This is a genomic window from Kribbella qitaiheensis, from assembly GCF_042657745.1.
Classification (GTDB): domain Bacteria; phylum Actinomycetota; class Actinomycetes; order Propionibacteriales; family Kribbellaceae; genus Kribbella; species Kribbella qitaiheensis.
In genome coordinates this window covers 161,507-176,920 of sequence record NZ_JBHSKE010000022.1, presented here as the reverse complement: position 1 = coordinate 176,920, position 15,414 = coordinate 161,507, and the positions used below count along the sequence as shown (strand labels likewise).

Sequence of the window (15,414 nt, the reverse complement as noted above, 5' to 3'; positions counted from 1 at the left end):
GCTAGGCGCTGGCGCGGACGACCAGGGGAGCGGTGACGAGGCGGCCGGGCTGGTCGGGGGCGCCGCTGATCTCGCGCAGCGCCCGGTCGAACAGACAGGCGGCGATGTCCCGCAGCGGGATCCGCGCCGTCGTCAGCGGGGTGTCCAGCATGCTCGCGAACGGGAAGTCGTTGAACCCGGTGACCGCGATGTCCTGCCCGACCTTCACCCCATGCCGTTGCAGGGTCCGCATCGCCACCACCGCGAAGGCGTCGTTGTCGGCGACGAACACGTCCGGCTTGTCCTCGCAATCGAGGGTGCTCTCCACCCAGGCCGCGACCGCGTCCAGGTCGGCGAAGGACCGCAGCGAGTGCGGCGAGGTGAACTCCTGCAGGAATCCCTCCTGCCGCTGGTGCACCCAGGGGAGACTGCTCGCGGTCGCCAGGTAGGCGGCGCGCGTTCGCCCGGTCTCACGGACATGCCGGGCGATCGCCGCCATCGACACCTCGTTGTCGACGTCGACCCAGCACTGCCGCTGCTGCGGACCGGTCCGGCCGAAGGCGACGAACGGGAACCCCTTGGCGCTGAGGAACTCGATCCGCGGGTCGCGCGGCATCGTCTCCAGGACCACGACCGCGTCCACCTGCCGAGCCGCGAAAAGCCTTTCGTACAAGGCGATCTCGGTCGCCCCTTCGGTCGGCGTGGTCACGTGCACGCCGTACCCGGAGACGGCGGCGGACTTCACCAGACCGCCGAGTAGGCCGTGCAGGAAGCCGCCGAGTCCCGGGTTCTGGTCGCTGAACGCGTCGTCCTCGAGGTAGAGCGGCAGCCCGATCACGTGGCTGCGGCCGGACGACAACGCCCGCGCCGCGTGGTTCGGCGTGTACCCGAGCTCGTCGATCGCGGCCTGCACCATGCGGACGGTCGGCTCGCTCACCCGGTGGGGCGCGTTCAGCACGTTCGACACGGTCATCGCCGAGACCCCGGCCAACCGGGCCACGTCGGCCACGGTCGTCCGGCGTACCGGTCTCTTCTTCTCGACAGTCATCCAGCCCCCTCGTCAGACCCGTGCGATCCGGGCCACCCCGCCCACCGGCACATCGACCGCCCACAGTCCCGCGGGCGGCGTGGTCGTACTCCGGGCGACCTCAGCACCCGAGCAGTCCGACACTACGAGCTGAACGGGGCCAGACCCAGCACCTTCGACCAGTAGGCCCGGTGCGTGGCCGCCGTTGACCAGCAGGTTCACCGGTGTCGCGGCGCTCAAGCGCACCACAGGGTTGGCGAAAGCGGCCACCACGGTGGTCGAGTCGCCGGACGCCGTCACCTGCGTGTACCGCGCGTCCGGCCGCGACGGAGTCAGTACGCCGCGCAGCAACGTGTCCGCGTGATCCTTCATGAGGCCGAGCCAGTACCGCACGACGCGATCGTGCTCCTCGGGCAGACCGGCCAGCTCGACCGAGACCTGAGGAGTGCTGAAGAGGACCGCGATGAACTGCTGGGCAACCGCCTCGGCCGACGCGGTCGGGTGCCACATCAGCATGTCCGAGTGGACCGCCCGATCGCCGGCGAGCAGGCGGCTGTCGACCGTGCGGACCCGGTTCTCCACGGCGTCCATCGGGCAGTCCCCGGCGCGCAGGAACGTGCCGAACTGCCAGAGGCGCGGGTTCACGTAGTCCTGCCGGAACTCGATCAGCAGGCTCGGCCGCAGCTGGCGCAGTTCGGCGGTGATCGCGGCCATGATCAGCTCGACGCCCTCGTCGACGGTCTCGCAGTCACCGTCGGGAGCAGGGGGCGCGCTCTCCCACGCCCACGAGTCGATGAAGTCGATCTTCAGCCCATCGACACCCCAGTCGCGCACGGGCCGCACGCAGCACTCGACGATGTGCTCGCGGACCTCCGGGTAGCGCGGGTCGAGCACCGAAGCGCTCAGCCCGTCGACGTAGCCCAGCGTGCGGTCCTTGAACCGGTCCCACGCCTTCGAGTGCTCGCCGATCAGCGGCGGCGCGATCCACAGCACGTAGTCGAGTCCGAGGTCGTGAACCCGGCGGACGTGCTCGGCCATGTCGGGGAAGGTCGTGCTGGTCGGCTCCCAGTCACCGCAATGTGCGTAGCCGCGAGCGGTGTCCTCGGTCTGCCAGCCGTCATCGACGATCACCGCCTTGCACCCGTACTGCGCGCTGGCGCGGGCGTGGTGCTCGACTGATTCCGCCGAGACGTGCTGGTGGTCGCTGTACCAGGTCGAGTACATCGCCTGCCGCGCCAACTCCGGCACCGGCGCGATCCGCTCGCCCAGCTCGGCGGTCCACTGGTCTGTGACGTCGCGCAGGGCGTCCGCGAAGTGCAGGCCGCGCAGGTCGATCCGCAGGGTGAACCGGTAGATGCCGTCCACGGGCTCGACATCGTCCACCGCGAGCTGGACCAACTGCTCGGCGCTCTCCTCGTTCACGCCGACGGCGAAGTCGCAACCGCGGACGTCGGAGGACAGCGAGAGCGTCAGGGGTGACAGGTCGTCGACGCCGACGAACGACGCGACCGGCGCGGACCGCACGGAACGGATGTCGCGGTGCGAGCCCCAGTCGGTCGGGAGTTCCCGCCGCGAGCCCTGGGTCGCCCGCCACAACGTGACGGCCGAGTCGACCGGCCAGGTCCAGCGGATCCGTACCGGTCCCGCGGTCAGGTCGGCGGTGCTGATCTCGTAGCCGAGCACGCCGGGCTCGGGGGAGTCGATCTCGGTGACGGTGGCGCCGTCGGAGACCGTCCCGGTGCGGCGGATCGCGCCGTCGGGGGAGCGGACCTCGAACGAGGTCCTGGGCACTGCGGACGTCATGGACAACTCCCGTTCCTCACGCACTCACTCCACTGTAGAGCATCTACTATAGCGGTAAAATCAATTGCGTCGGAGATATTGACGAATGCTGATCCAGTGCTAGTTTTAGCGCTAATAATCTGCTTGACGACAAGTCTTCGACCTTGGAGGATCGCATGTCCGACCTGCTCGTGACGTCGGACAACCCATACGTGGAGGACGCGTTCGGGTGGGCCAGGAAGCGGGCGCTGGACTGGGTCCAGACCACTGCCGCGCCGGGCAACCTGCCGTCGTACTGGGCCGGTTACCCGTCCCGGCCGATGTTCTACTCGCGCGACGTCTGTCACCAGGCGATCGGCGCGCACCTGCTGGGGCTGGACGCGGAGAACTTCGCGATGTTCCGGCATTTCGCCCGCTCGGCGACCGCCGCCCGGAAGTGGTACCCGCTATGGGCGTTCCACTTCGACGGGCGGCCCGCCGCGCTGGACTATCACGGAGACGAGCACTTCGTCCGGGAGATCCCCGCGGTGTTCGACCTCACCTACCGGTCCCTCGGCCAGTACGACTGGACCGGCGACCGGCGCTGGATCGACGACCCCGACCTGTCCGCGTATTACCTGCGCTCGGTCTCGGACTTCGTCGCTGCCCACGACGCCGACGGCGACGGGATCCCCGAAGCACCCGGAACCGGCGACATCTTCGACGGCGCCGCGTCGTACAACGAACATCCCGAGCGTCCACTGACCGTCGCGGCCGACGGACTGGCGCTGCACTGCGCCGCCCTGGAGGCACTGGCTCGCCACCACGGCGACTCCTACCGGACGGCAGCCCGCTCGATCCATGAGAGGTTCCTGTCCACCTGGTGGCACGAGGAGAGCGGGAGCTTCGCGCGCGGTCGGCTGCAGGACCAGACGCTCGACTCCGGCTGGGGGCTGGAGACGAGCTGGTTCGTGCCGATGCTCGGCCTGAGTGGTACCGGCGAACGCAACGAGCGGTTCCTGGACTACATCGAGGAGCAGCTCGAGCTGAACCCGCCGCCCAACATCGAGGCGTTCACCTATCTGCCGGAGGTGTTCTTCCGGCACCGGCGTGACGAGTCGGCCTGGCGCTGGCTGCGGCACATCATCGACAGCCGTGACGACTACCCGGAGATCTCCTTCACCGTCGTCCAGCACCTGGTGGCTGGACTGCTCGGGCTGGAGCCGGACGCGGCGTCGGCGTCCCTGACCATCGACTCCCATCTGCCCGCCGACATCGGCCGGCTGAAGGCCGACCACGTGCGGGTCGGCGGCTGGGACCTAGCGATCACCCAAGAAGGACGGCACGCGACCGAGATCGCCGTACACAGCGGACCGGGGCCGCTGACGGTGACGGTCGGACCCGCCGGTACTTCGACCTCCACCAGGACGCTCGAGCCCGGCCAGACCGCCCGGGTCAGCCCTCACACGAAGGACCCCTCATGAAGCTCTTCAACCGCCGCTTGCTCCCGGTCGGTGCCGGGTTGGCCGCCCTCCTGCTCGCCGCCGGCTGCGCCACCGGCAGTCAGCCCGCCGCCAACAGTGGCGGCTCCGGCGAGAACGGCGACATCACCTTCTCCTTCTGGGGAACGAACTCCGAGGCCGCCTCGCTGAAGGCGATCGCGGCCGCGTTCGAGAAGGCCAACCCCGGCACCAAGGTGACGACGAACTGGATCCAGTCCGACTACGAGCAGAAGATCCAGACCTCGATCGCGGCCGGCACCCAGTCCACCGTGATGGAGATCAGCAACACCAGCCTGGCCGGGTTCGCGCCCAGCTTCGCCGAGCAGCAGGTCGATGCCGGCAAGTTCGTCCAGCCGAACGTCTCCGAGTCGCTCAAGTTCGACGGCAAGTACTACGCGATGCCGTTCACCGCCAAGCCCAAGGTGATGGCGATCAACGTGGACGCCTTCAAGGCCGCGGGTCTGCCATTGCCGAGCGCAACGACCCCGCTGACGCTGGACGAGTTCAAGACGGTGACCGCGAAGCTGTCCCACGGTGACGGCAAGACTCGTGTCTACGGCACCAGCAACCTGTGGTTCAAAGGCTGGCTGACCGCTGCTGGTGGCGGGTTCTACAACGCCGACGCGACCGCCTGCACCTTCGGCGACGAGCAGGGGCTGAAGACAGCGCAGTACGTCGTCGACATGCAGAAGGAGCGGTACGCGCCGACTTCTCTCGACATCGAGGGTCAGGACCAGGCGCAGTGGTTCGCGGCCGGGCGGCTCGGCACCTTCAGCGATTTCGGGCCGTGGACCGTCGCCGACTTCGCCAAGATCAGCAAGCCGAACTGGACGCTCGTGCCGGTCCCGGGCAAGGGATTCCCGATGGAGGTCGGTGGCCTGGCGATCGCGAAGAACGCGACCGGCAAGAAGGCCGAGACGGCCAAGAAGTTCGTCGAGTTCGCCAGCACGAACCCCGACGCGCAGAACCAGTTGATCCAGGGGAACACGGCCCTCGGCGTACCGATCATCGCCGAGTCCACCGCGACGCTGGAGAAGGTGCTGCCGGCCGACCGCAACCTGGCCGCGTTCACCACCGCGCTGAAGTCCGGTCTGGTCAGCCCGTCGGTACCGCGCGAGGCGCAGATCTCCGGTGACGCCGACAAGGGCATCACCAGCTACACGCCGCTCGGCAGCGGCAAGGACGACGTGGCGAAGATCCTGCCCGGGCTGAACGACAAGTGCACCGCCGCGCTGAAGCAGTGAGGTAGACCATGAACCCGACCATCGGCTGGATCCGCGCGCTCGCGGAGTCCTGGGGTGTTCCCGCGGTGCTGGTGCCGCTGGTCCCGTTCCTGGTCCTGCTGATCGTCCTGTACGCCGTCATCGGCCTGGCGGCGTACGGGGCGAGGCGGAAGTGGCCCCGGGCCGACAAGACGATCGCCTTCTGGCTGTTCATCTCGCCCTGGCTGATCGGCTTCCTGGTCTTCACCGTGGGCCCGATGATCTCCTCGATCTTCGTCAGCCTGACCTCGTGGGACCTGATCACGCCACCGAAGTACGTCGGAATCGCCAACTACACCGAGGCATTCCAGGATCCACGGGTGGCGCAGGCGATCAAGGTGACGCTGCTCTATGCGGTGATCAGCGTGCCGCTGCAGACCGCGCTGGCGTTCCTGGTCGCGTTGCTGATGAACGTGGACCTGCCCGGGATCCGGTTCTTCCGGACGGTCTGGTACCTGCCGAGCCTGGTGTCCGGCGTGGCGCAGATCGTGCTGTTCCTGTGGGTGTTCAACCCGCAGTACGGGCTGGCCAACGATCTGCTCGGCAAGCTCGGCGTCCAGGGTCCGGGGTGGTTCAACGACGCGTCGTGGGCGTTGCCGACGGTGATCCTGATGAGCCTGTGGACCGTCGGCGGCGCGATGGTGATCTACCTGGCGGGTCTCAAGGACGTTCCGTCGAACCTGTACGAAGCGGCTGCTCTGGACGGGGCCGGGCCGGTGCGGCTCTTCTGGCACATCACGCTGCCGCAGCTCTCGCCGATCATCCTCTTCAACGCGCTGACCGGGATCATCGGGGCGCTGCAGATCTTCACCCAGGGGTTCGTCGCGCGCGGTGGCCCGAAGGACTCGCTGCTGTTCTTCGTCTATTACCTCTACGACAACGCGTTCCAGAACTTCCGGATGGGTTACGCCTCGGCGCTGGCCTGGATCCTGTTCGTCATCATCCTGGCGCTGACCGCCGTGACGCTGCGCGGAAGTGCCTTAGCCGTCTACTACGAGACCGAACTCGGTGGCCGCCGTCGCCGGGTCCGGGTGAGGAAGGGCTGACGTCATGGCTGTCCTGGTCGAGACCCGTCCTCCCGTCGAATCCACCGCGGTCCACCGCCGCGCCGACCGCCCGTACTGGCGGCGCAACCTGCCGGTGACGATCGCGCTGTACGTCGTACTGGCGCTGGGGTCGCTCGCCTTCGTCTACCCGTTCCTGTGGATGATCGCGACGTCGCTGCGCTCGCTGGCCGGCGTAGGGAGCTCGGGGGCGAGCATCTGGCCGCGCGAGTTCCTCTGGGACAACTACACCCGCGCGATCACGTCGTTCCCGTTCTGGCGTTACGCGTTGAACTCCGTGCTGACGACGTTGATCCCGATCGTCGGCACCGTGTTCTCCTGCTCGTTGGCCGGCTTCGCCTTCGCGCGGCTACGGGTGCGCTTCTCCGGGGTCATCTTCGGGGTGGTGCTGGCGACGATGCTGCTGCCGGGGGAGGTGACGATGGTTCCCCAGTTCATGCTCTTCAACAACCTGGGCATGATCGACACCCTCTACCCGCTGATCCTGCCGGCCTTCTTCGGGTCACCGTTCTACATCTTCCTGTTCCGCCAGTTCTTCGCCCGGATGCCCTCCGAACTGGCGGACGCCGCGGTCGTCGACGGTTGCGGGTGGTTCCGCATGTTCCTCTCGGTCTACCTACCCCTGGCCCGGCCTGCGGTGGTGGCGGTCTCGATCCTGCTGTTCATGGGCTACTGGAACAACTTCCTCGGGCCTGCCATCTACATCAACTCCGACCAATGGAAGACCCTGCCCCTGGCCCTGGCCGGCTTCCAATCCGTCAACGGCACCGACACCCCCTTGCTGATGGCAACCTCAGTCCTCATCACCCTCCCCTGCCTGGCCATCTTCTTCTTCGCCCAGAAACAAATCACCAACGGCATAACCTTCACCGGCGGCCGCTAGGTACGACGCCCCGCGTCGCCGCCGTTGATCAGGCGAGTTCGGCGCAGATGTTGTGGGCGATGGTGCCGTGGTGGGACTCGATGGTGTTGGCGGGGGTGAAGGTGACGCGGCCGCGGGTCACGATCAGGAAGGTGCTGCCGACGTTCTGGCTGGCGGGTTGTCCGACGAGGGCGGTCCCGGTCAGAACCAGCCGGCCGGTCTCGGCGTCGATGAAGGTCGGGCCTGAGATGTTGTAGCGGCGCGATTCGTTGGTCTCGAGGTTCGTCACCGTCGCGGTCGCCGCCCCGGTGACGATCAGGTTGCCGCTCGCCGTACCGGGCCTGACGGTCGAGGAGCTGACACCTGCGATCCGGAGGGCGAACGGGCAGAACTCGCCGGCAGGTGCGACGACTTCGAAAGACGTTCCGTGCTGCCGCCGTGCTCATAGCTCGTTTGGCGAGTCAATGCCTCGTACTCCGCGCGGGCGATGCGGAGTACGAGGCATCGTCGCTGCAGCGGGTCAGTCTGTGGTGGCTTGTTCGCGGGCGGCGAGGATCTCCAGGTAGTGGGGGTTGTGCATGATGCCAAGGACGTTGCCGAAGGGGTCGACGACCGAGGCGGTGGTGAAGTCGCTGTCGCCGTGGGAGGTGATGGGGAGGTACTCCTTGGCGCCCATCGCCAGGAGCTTCTCGAAGGTGCGGGCGAGGTCGTCGACGTGCCAGTGCATCACCGCGCCGCCGGGGGCGTTCGACGCGCCGGGCGGGGCGTACTTGCGGTCGATGAAGCCGAGTTCGTCGCCGTCGTCGCCCACCCGGAACTCCATGTACGCCGGGGTGGCGGGCGCGGCCGGGAACGCGTAGTACGGCTCCTGTCCGAGCAACTCGGTGTACCAGTCCCGCGCGGCGGCGAGGTCGTCGGCGTAGAAGCTGATGGTGGCGAATCCTCGGAACATCGGCACTCCCTGAGTCGGTCTCGAGGCGGTGTTTCCACCTCGGTGAACACCATCATCACCCGCAGAAGTGCTCACCCAATGAGCACTTTTCCAGGCAATTCTTCAAGTCCTCCCGTCTTGAGCTCGCGCGCCTACTCGCAGTGGCTCTACTAGTAGTAATACATCAACGGCTCCCGCTTCCGCGTGTGAAGTTTCCCCTTGTGGATAACGAGAATCGAGCCTTTGGTTGAGTTGCGATCGGGTCATCACTCAGGGTAGTGTCGAACGCATGTTCGACAGGGATGTGGCTGAGTTGGGTGCGACCGAGACGCTGACCTCGGCCGCCGAGCTACATGGGCTGCGCACGCGGGCCGAGGTGCGGCTGATCGAGCTCGCGCAGCACTTCGCCGACCTGCACCCCGACCCCGCGACGGTGCCCGGCCGGGTGTTGTTGGCCGGTGGCGAACGCGGTGTGGTGTATGGCGGTGCGGGGTGTCCTGGTGTCGCGGAGTTCGCGGTCGCCGAGTTCGGGGCGGTGATCGGCCGCTCGGCGGGTTCGGCGGCGGTCTTCATCGGTCAGTCGCTCGCGTTGCGTCATCGGCTGCCGCGGATCTGGGCCCAGGTCAAGGGCGGTCACGGTGAGCCGTGGAAGGCCCGCACTGTCGCGACGGCGTGTTTGGCGCTGTCGGTGGAGGCCGCCGAGATTGTCGACCGTCGGGTCGCGGGGATTATCGATACCGTGACGCCGGTGCGGTTGGACAGGATCGTGAAGGCGGCTGTCCAGCAGGCCGACCCGGACGCGGCGCGGGCTGCGGCCGAGGCCAGAGCCAAGGAGCGCGGTGTCTGGGCGGGTCGCGCCGACGATCACGGCACCACCACGCTGTATGTCCGGGCGGCCACCGGCGACGTGATCCATTTCAAGGCGACCATTCGCCAGATCGCCGATGCGCTCGCGCAACTCGGCGATACCGACACCTTGCCGCTGCGCAAGGCCAAGGCGATCGGGATCATCGCCGACCCGGCCCTGACCAACGAACTCCTCACCGTCGCCCACCACCTCACCCCAACCACCACCACAGCCGACGGCGGAGCCGAGGCCGGAGCCGTCGGGACCACCGCACCTGCATCAGCAGAGGCAGAACCAGCCAAGGCCGGCACAGGTGCCGCGGCCAACCCCACTCCAGATACCACCGACCAGCCCGCGCATCCCGCCGACCTCCCGGTCCCGTTGGCAGACGAGACCGCGGATTTTGCGGGTGGTGGGGAGGATGGGGCGGCGGGACGGTTCGTTGTCGATGAGCCTGGCGAGCACGATGAGGCCGACCGGGAACCGCCGCACCCCAGTGACCCGGACTACGACCGCCAGTCTTGTTCGGCTGGTCTACCTGATCCAGAGTCGGTGGACGACCGTTGCGCGGAGTCCGCTGAACCTGCTCGAGTTGCTGGTCCAGAGATGGACAGTGCCGCGCGCCGGGAGGTCGCGAGGAAGCTGGCGGCGATCAGACAAGGTGCCTACAGCAGCCAGGGTTCCGGGGTGGCTGGGCGTGGGCCTGCCCGCACGACGGTCTATGTGCATATCACCGACGAGACGCTGTTGGCCGGCGGTGGGGTCGCGCGGGTGGAGCGCTTCGGTCCCGTGTTCGCGGCCCGGCTGGAGGAGTTGCTCGGCCATGACCGGATCGTCGTCAAGCCGGTGATCGATCTGAACGGCAAGGTCGGCGTCGACGCGTACGAGATTCCGCGCCGGATCCGGGAGCGGGTCAAGCTCACCCATCCGGTCGAGCAGTTCGTGTTCGGCGCCGCCGAGACCACCGACAGCCTCGATCTGGACCACATCGCGCCGTTCGACTTCGGCGCGACCGGGCCGCCACGGCAGACCAGCACCGACAACCTCACCCCGCTGCGGCGCTACAGCCACCGGGTCAAGACCCACGGCGGTTGGCGGGTACACCGCCTGGACGACGGTGCACTGGAGTGGACCACCAAGCACGGCTTCAAATTCCGCGTAGACCCCACCGGAACCCATCCACTCGCGAACCCCACCGGAACCCATCCACTCGTGGACCCCATCGGTACCCATCCACTCGTGGACCCCATCGGTACCCATCCACTCGTGGACCCCATCGGTACCCATCCACTCGTGGACCCCATCGGTACCCATCCACTCGTGGACCCCATCGGTACCCATCCACTCGCGGACCCCACCGGCACCTCCCGTCCACTCGGGGGTCGGTAGCGGCAGGCGGACCGGTAGCGCTTGTACGGCGACGGCCCGGATGATCGCGAACGTGCCGGCATCGGAGTCGAGGCCCGGGGGACAGCGTCCGGGCGACAGCTTGGAACGGCATCAGCGCACCTGAGTAGCGGGCGGGGTCTGGTCCCGCATTAGCAGGGCAGCTGAGTCGTGAACCTGGGTGCAGCTAGGTGCCGGGCTCGGTGGTCGGATCGTCAAGACCTGTGAAGCAAAGGGCCCGGTTATCGGTGCTGTTCGGCCAGTCGGCGGCGGGCGGCAGCACGAACCCGGCGCGTTCTTCCCTCGTCGGCGAGCAGGTGCAGAGCAGCAGATGAGGTCAGCACCTGCGCAGCTGTGCGCTGGAACCAGTCGGAGGCAGCGAGGAGATCCTCTGCTGACCAGGAGTCGTTGATGGCGATCGACCTCAACAACGTCCATTCCCGTAGCCGGTGGACCAGGAACTCTCTGTCTACGATCACGGTGGACAGGGCATCGGACCAGCCAGGAAATGCCGCGTCGGAAAGCAACTGGGCCGCTCGTCGATCCAGATGACGGACGACCGCCGACTGCGCCATCGTCTTGTCCGGATCACGCAGGACCGTCCGCACCAGGCCGGCTTCGTCCTCGGGGAGGACGTCGGCCAGTTCCTGCAGATAGCGACCGAACCGCAGATGCTCGACAGGTACTTCCTCCGTGGTCTCGCTCCCGCCGTGCATGCCGTGGCTCCCTCGGGTCGTTCAACAAGCCGGGAGCTTAAGGGAGCGGGGGATCGTCCTGGGGGATTAGGGAGTGGCAGGCGGCTCGAGGGTGAGGTCTCGCTGCATCGTCTGAGCGAGGTCCTCCAGCGCGTGGTCGACGCGGGGACGGACGAACTCGCCCCTCGCCGACACGATCGGGGTCGCCGTGCCCCCCGACATCACCGAGCGCGTGGCGCTGGCCGCCAAGCTCGCGGACGACCTGCCGCTGCGGCTTCACCTGCACGACACCCGCGATACCGGCGTCGCGAACGCCGTGGCCGCAGTACAGGCCGGCGTCACAACGCTGGACGCCAGCATCGGCGGAGCCGGTGGCTGCCCATTCGCCCCGGCAGCAACCGGCAACGTCGCCACGGAGGATCTCATCTATCTCTTCAACCGCATGGGCCGAACCACTGGGCTCGACCTGACGCAAACCATCGCCGCTGCCGGCTGGCTCCAACACCAACTCGGCAAACCCCTGCCCAGCGCTCTACTCAGCGCCGGCGACTTCCCCTCCTGACCGCCGCCAGTCGCGTGGGGTCATGCCGTAGGCGTGGCGGAAGCGGCGGGTGAAGTGGCCGGGATCCGCGAAGCCCCAGCGGGCGGCTATCGCGGCGATCGGTAGGTGCCGGGCAGCGGGGGAGGTGAGGTGGCGGCGGGCGCCCTCGAGGCGTTCGTTGATGAGCCACTGCTCGAAGCTGAGGTGGTGGCTGGCGAACAGCTTGTAGAGGTACCTCAGCGAGATGTAGTGCTCCGACGCCACCCGCGCCGGGGTGAGATCCGGATCGGCCAGGTGCTGACGTACGTACCAGGTGATCCGCGTGAAGAGGACGTCGGCCATCGCCGGGCGATGGTTTCGGTCGTCGTCGGCCGCTGAGGCGAGCAGAGCACGGACGAGATTGGTGGTCGCGGCGCCGAGCATCGGTCCGGAACGAGTGCCTTGCAGTGCGTCACTGATCGGTGGCAGCCCGCTCAGGTGGTGGAGCATCAGGTCATACACCGGGCTACTGGGCAGCCGCGAGGCCGCGGCACGGACGGTCTCGACACTCAACCCGAGATCGCTGTAGTCGATCTGGAACGCAAGAGACGCTCCGTGACCGCTCCAGGCGAATTCGTAAGGAGAGGTCAGGTCCACCAGCATCAGTTCACCGGTGTGCACCTGTTGAACGTGCTTGTCCTGACTGAATGCGCCGGTGCCGATCACTTGTACTGCGAGGGCGAGACGCTCGGGGGCTCCCTGCCGTACGTGCTTGGTGGTGCGGACCAATCGGATGCCGGAGCCTTCGTTGCGGAACAGATCCGGCGCTCCGAGCTGCCAGAAATCCATCCGGGCATGGACATCGCCGTGCCGATCCTCGTGCTCCACCCGCGACGGGACGCTCGCGGACATCATCGCCGCGTAGAAGGCCTCGGCGCGATCCTGGGGCGGCAGGTCGGTCGTGTCGAGGATGACCGCCATCGCCAGCCTCCGCTTCAGGGGGTAGGCGAACTGTGCACCAGCAGCCCGGAACCGTGCAGTCAGATCCTATGTCGGGCCGCTTTCCGCTGGCTATGTTTGCGCCCACGGTGCCTGGGGGGCCCTCACGTTCCCTTGCTCGAAGGAGAGTCATGTTCCTGCGCAAACGGCGTCTAGCCCACCTTCTCCTCGCGGTCGCGATGATCTTCGGCATCGCCGGATCGGCGTCCGCGGTCTCGCAGCACGGCCCGAAACCGACCATCGTGCTCGTGCACGGCGCTTTCGCCGACGCCTCCGGCTGGAACGACGTGATCCGCAATCTCCAGCGCAAGGGCTACCCGGTGCTGGCGCCCGCGAACCCGCTCCGCGGCGTCGACCCCGACTCGGCGTACCTGCGCAGCGTTCTCGCGACGGTGAAGGGCCCGATCGTGCTGGTCGGACACTCGTACGGCGGGTTCGTGCTGACCAACGCGGCCACTGGCAACAAGAACGTGAAGGCGCTGGTCTACATCGCCGCCTTCGCACCGGATCTGGGTGACACCGTCGGCGGCCTGTCCGGGCAGTTCCCCGGCAGCCAATTGACCCCGGACGCGCTGGACATCCGGCCGTACCCGGGTGGTGCCGACGGCTATATCAAGCTCTCGCTGTTCCGGAAGGTGTTCGCGGCCGACGTGTCCGCGTCCACCGCCGCCGTGATGGCGGTCTCGCAGCGCCCGGCCGATCTGGGCACGCTGGAGCAGCCCTCCGGAGTACCGGCGTGGAAGACGATCCCGTCGTGGACCCTCGTCGCCGCGAACGACCAGGTCATCCCGCCCGCCGCGCAGCGCTTCATGGCGAAGCGGGCCGGCGCCCACATCGTCGAGGTGAAGGCGTCGCACGTCGCGATGATCTCGAAGCCCGGCCCGACGACCGACCTCATCCTCGCCGCTGCCAGGAGAACCTCCTGATGCCGCGCCGCACCGACACACGCCGTCCTGACCGAAAGGGATTCTGATCATGGCTGCTCCGGACACGATCGTCTTGGTGCACGGCTTCTGGATGACGCCGCGAAGCTGGGAGAACTGGGTCAAGCACTACGAGGAGCGCGGCTTCCGCGTGCTCGCGCCCGGGTACCCGGGCTTCGAGGTGGAGGTCGAGTCGCTGAACGCCGACCCGACGCCGATCCTCAAGCTGACCGTGCCGATGATCATCGAGCACATCGAGTCGGTGATCCGGGAACTGCCCTCGCCGCCGATCATCATCGGTCACTCCGCGGGTGGCGCGTTCACCCAGATCCTGCTCGACCACGGCTTCGGCGCGGCCGGCGTGGCGATGAACTCGGCGCCGACCGAAGGCGTCCGCGTCGTACCGCTGTCGCAGGTGAAGTCGACCTTGCCGGTGCTGAAGAGCCCTGCGAACCGGCACAAGGCGATCCCGTTGTCGCTGGAGGAGTTCAAGTACGCCTTCACCAACACCTTCACCGACGAGGAGTCGAAGGCCCTGTACGAGCGGTACGCGATCCCGGCGAACGGCGGGATCCTGTGGGGGAGCGTGCTGGCGAACTTCCAGCCCGGGCACCAGGACACCTGGGTCGACTACCACAACGATCACCGGGCGCCGCTGCTGTTCGTCTCCGGCTCCGAGGACCACATCATGCCGCCCCACGTGCAGCGCTCGAACGCCAAGCACTACAAGTCGGACACCGTGACCGAGGTGAAGTTGTACGAGGGGTACGCGCACCTGCTGCCCGCGCAGGCCGGCTGGGAGACGATCGCCGACGAGGTCCTCGACTGGGCCCTGAGCCACGCGGCGACCGACAAGCCGTGACCGACGTCCGAATCACGCACATCGGCGGCCCGACCACCCTGATCGAGGTCGAAGGTTGGCGTCTCCTCACAGACCCGACCTTCGACCCGCCGGGCCGCCGGTACTCGTTCGGCTGGGGTTCGGCCTCCACCAAGGTGGTCGGTCCGGCCGAGCCTGCGGCGGACCTGCCGCCGGTCGACGCAGTACTGCTGACCCACGATCACCACGCCGACAACCTCGACGACGCCGGCCGGGCCCTGCTGCCTGGTGTCGGTGCTGTCGTGACCACCGTGGCAGGCGCCCGTCGGCTCGGCGGTAGCGCCGTGGGTCTTTCGCCCTGGTCGGTCCACTCGCTGGCGAAGCCCGGCCTGCCCACGCTCGAGATCACCGCGACTCCCTGCCGCCACGGCCCTCCGCTGAGCCGCCCGATCACCGGAGAAGTCACCGGCTTCGCCCTTCGCTGGCCCGGCCAGCAACACGGCGCCTTGTGGATCTCCGGCGACACAGTCCTGTACTCCGGTGTGCGCGAGGTCGCCAGCCGCGTGAACGTCGGCACGATGTTGCTTCACCTAGGCGCGGTCCAATTCAACGTCACCGGGCCTCTGCGCTACACGATGTCCGGACCCGAAGGCGTCGAACTCTGCGAACTCCTCCGGCCGCACACGGTCATCCCCGTCCACTACGAAGGCTGGAGCCACTTCACCCAGGGCCGCGACACCATCGAGAAGGCCTTCGCCGCGGCTCCTCCCGATGTCCGCGACTCGCTGACCTGGCTCACTTTGGGGGCCCCGAAGACGCTGGCGGTCTGATCCCCT

14 protein-coding genes and 1 pseudogene are annotated in these 15,414 nt (G+C 67.7%); 9 read left to right on the top strand and 6 right to left on the bottom strand.

The features are described from left to right. Position 1 precedes the first annotated feature (1 nt). Together ACFPJ1_RS19170 and ACFPJ1_RS19165 are read right to left on the bottom strand one after the other, a co-directional pair. A complete protein-coding gene (locus ACFPJ1_RS19170) occupies positions 2-1,027 on the bottom strand; it encodes a LacI family DNA-binding transcriptional regulator (protein ID WP_380105606.1) in 1,026 nt (341 codons plus the stop codon). Positions 1,028-1,039: 12 nt separating this feature from the next. Further along, a complete protein-coding gene (locus tag ACFPJ1_RS19165; protein WP_380105605.1) occupies positions 1,040-2,809 on the bottom strand; it encodes a glycoside hydrolase family 36 protein in 1,770 nt (589 codons plus the stop codon). A gap of 155 nt (positions 2,810-2,964) precedes the next feature. Here ACFPJ1_RS19165 and ACFPJ1_RS19160 point away from each other — a divergent pair, with 155 nt between their 5' ends. Genes ACFPJ1_RS19160 through ACFPJ1_RS19145 form a run of 4 tightly spaced genes read left to right on the top strand, consistent with a single transcriptional unit; the run spans position 2,965 to position 7,478 of the window. Further along, positions 2,965-4,251, top strand: a complete 1,287-nt coding sequence (locus ACFPJ1_RS19160) for a hypothetical protein (protein WP_380105603.1) — start codon at positions 2,965-2,967, stop codon at positions 4,249-4,251. Next, positions 4,248-5,513, top strand: coding sequence for an extracellular solute-binding protein (locus ACFPJ1_RS19155; protein WP_380105602.1), 1,266 nt, complete (start codon positions 4,248-4,250; stop codon positions 5,511-5,513). The genes ACFPJ1_RS19160 and ACFPJ1_RS19155 overlap by 4 nt, the downstream gene beginning before the upstream one ends. A gap of 8 nt (positions 5,514-5,521) precedes the next feature. Beyond that, a complete protein-coding gene (locus tag ACFPJ1_RS19150) occupies positions 5,522-6,577 on the top strand; it encodes a carbohydrate ABC transporter permease (RefSeq protein WP_380105600.1) in 1,056 nt (351 codons plus the stop codon). A gap of 4 nt (positions 6,578-6,581) precedes the next feature. Beyond that, positions 6,582-7,478, top strand: coding sequence for a carbohydrate ABC transporter permease (locus ACFPJ1_RS19145; protein ID WP_380105598.1), 897 nt, complete (start codon positions 6,582-6,584; stop codon positions 7,476-7,478). 28 nt (positions 7,479-7,506) lie between these two features. Here the strand turns inward: ACFPJ1_RS19145 and ACFPJ1_RS19140 are convergent, their stop codons facing one another. Together ACFPJ1_RS19140 and ACFPJ1_RS19135 are read right to left on the bottom strand one after the other, a co-directional pair. Further along, entirely contained in the window at positions 7,507-7,746 is a 240-nt protein-coding gene (locus tag ACFPJ1_RS19140; protein ID WP_380105596.1) for a hypothetical protein, read from the bottom strand. 231 nt (positions 7,747-7,977) lie between these two features. After that, positions 7,978-8,409: a VOC family protein gene (locus ACFPJ1_RS19135; RefSeq protein ID WP_380105595.1), complete on the bottom strand. Its 432-nt coding sequence runs from the start codon at positions 8,407-8,409 to the stop codon at positions 7,978-7,980. A 268-nt stretch (positions 8,410-8,677) separates the two neighbouring features. On the opposite strand from ACFPJ1_RS19135, the gene ACFPJ1_RS19130 reads away from it, so the two are divergent. Next, positions 8,678-10,624: a hypothetical protein gene (locus tag ACFPJ1_RS19130; RefSeq protein WP_380105594.1), complete on the top strand. Its 1,947-nt coding sequence runs from the start codon at positions 8,678-8,680 to the stop codon at positions 10,622-10,624. A gap of 239 nt (positions 10,625-10,863) precedes the next feature. Here ACFPJ1_RS19130 and ACFPJ1_RS19125 read toward each other — a convergent pair whose 3' ends face one another. Beyond that, positions 10,864-11,337 carry a hypothetical protein gene (locus tag ACFPJ1_RS19125; RefSeq protein WP_380105593.1) on the bottom strand — a complete coding sequence of 158 codons (474 nt, stop codon included), beginning with the start codon at positions 11,335-11,337 and terminating at the stop codon, positions 10,864-10,866. Between the two features lie 163 nt (positions 11,338-11,500). Here ACFPJ1_RS19125 and ACFPJ1_RS19120 point away from each other — a divergent pair. Then, positions 11,501-11,878: pseudogene (locus ACFPJ1_RS19120) on the top strand (beta/alpha barrel domain-containing protein); the annotation flags it as partial. Here the strand turns inward: ACFPJ1_RS19120 and ACFPJ1_RS19115 are convergent. Beyond that, positions 11,849-12,817 carry a helix-turn-helix domain-containing protein gene (locus ACFPJ1_RS19115; protein ID WP_380105592.1) on the bottom strand — a complete coding sequence of 323 codons (969 nt, stop codon included), beginning with the start codon at positions 12,815-12,817 and terminating at the stop codon, positions 11,849-11,851. The pseudogene ACFPJ1_RS19120 and the gene ACFPJ1_RS19115 sit on opposite strands and share 30 nt — an antisense overlap. A gap of 149 nt (positions 12,818-12,966) precedes the next feature. On the opposite strand from ACFPJ1_RS19115, the gene ACFPJ1_RS19110 reads away from it, so the two are divergent. Genes ACFPJ1_RS19110 through ACFPJ1_RS19100 form a run of 3 tightly spaced genes read left to right on the top strand, consistent with a single transcriptional unit; the run spans position 12,967 to position 15,408 of the window. Further along, the gene (locus ACFPJ1_RS19110; RefSeq protein WP_380105590.1) at positions 12,967-13,761 is read left to right on the top strand and encodes an alpha/beta fold hydrolase; all 795 of its coding nucleotides are present in this window, start codon (positions 12,967-12,969) and stop codon (positions 13,759-13,761) included. Between the two features lie 49 nt (positions 13,762-13,810). Further along, complete coding sequence (locus tag ACFPJ1_RS19105) at positions 13,811-14,620, top strand: alpha/beta hydrolase (protein WP_380105588.1); 810 nt, start codon at positions 13,811-13,813, stop codon at positions 14,618-14,620. Next, positions 14,617-15,408, top strand: coding sequence for an MBL fold metallo-hydrolase (locus tag ACFPJ1_RS19100; RefSeq protein WP_380105586.1), 792 nt, complete (start codon positions 14,617-14,619; stop codon positions 15,406-15,408). The genes ACFPJ1_RS19105 and ACFPJ1_RS19100 overlap by 4 nt, the downstream gene beginning before the upstream one ends. Positions 15,409-15,414: the final 6 nt, after the last annotated feature.

Excerpts from the sequence above, each read along its gene's own strand:
- ACFPJ1_RS19130 (WP_380105594.1), top strand. The coding sequence starts at position 8,678 with ATGTTCGACAGGGATGTGGCTGAGTTGGGTGCGACCGAGACGCTGACC.
- ACFPJ1_RS19125 (WP_380105593.1), bottom strand. The coding sequence starts at position 11,337 with ATGCACGGCGGGAGCGAGACCACGGAGGAAGTACCTGTCGAGCATCTG.
- ACFPJ1_RS19135 (WP_380105595.1), bottom strand. The coding sequence starts at position 8,409 with ATGTTCCGAGGATTCGCCACCATCAGCTTCTACGCCGACGACCTCGCC.
- ACFPJ1_RS19170 (WP_380105606.1), bottom strand. The coding sequence starts at position 1,027 with ATGACTGTCGAGAAGAAGAGACCGGTACGCCGGACGACCGTGGCCGAC.
- ACFPJ1_RS19155 (WP_380105602.1), top strand. The coding sequence starts at position 4,248 with ATGAAGCTCTTCAACCGCCGCTTGCTCCCGGTCGGTGCCGGGTTGGCC.
- ACFPJ1_RS19160 (WP_380105603.1), top strand. The coding sequence starts at position 2,965 with ATGTCCGACCTGCTCGTGACGTCGGACAACCCATACGTGGAGGACGCG.
- ACFPJ1_RS19145 (WP_380105598.1), top strand. The coding sequence starts at position 6,582 with ATGGCTGTCCTGGTCGAGACCCGTCCTCCCGTCGAATCCACCGCGGTC.
- ACFPJ1_RS19115 (WP_380105592.1), bottom strand. The coding sequence starts at position 12,817 with ATGGCGGTCATCCTCGACACGACCGACCTGCCGCCCCAGGATCGCGCC.
- ACFPJ1_RS19110 (WP_380105590.1), top strand. The coding sequence starts at position 12,967 with ATGTTCCTGCGCAAACGGCGTCTAGCCCACCTTCTCCTCGCGGTCGCG.
- ACFPJ1_RS19165 (WP_380105605.1), bottom strand. The coding sequence starts at position 2,809 with ATGACGTCCGCAGTGCCCAGGACCTCGTTCGAGGTCCGCTCCCCCGAC.
- ACFPJ1_RS19150 (WP_380105600.1), top strand. The coding sequence starts at position 5,522 with ATGAACCCGACCATCGGCTGGATCCGCGCGCTCGCGGAGTCCTGGGGT.
- ACFPJ1_RS19105 (WP_380105588.1), top strand. The coding sequence starts at position 13,811 with ATGGCTGCTCCGGACACGATCGTCTTGGTGCACGGCTTCTGGATGACG.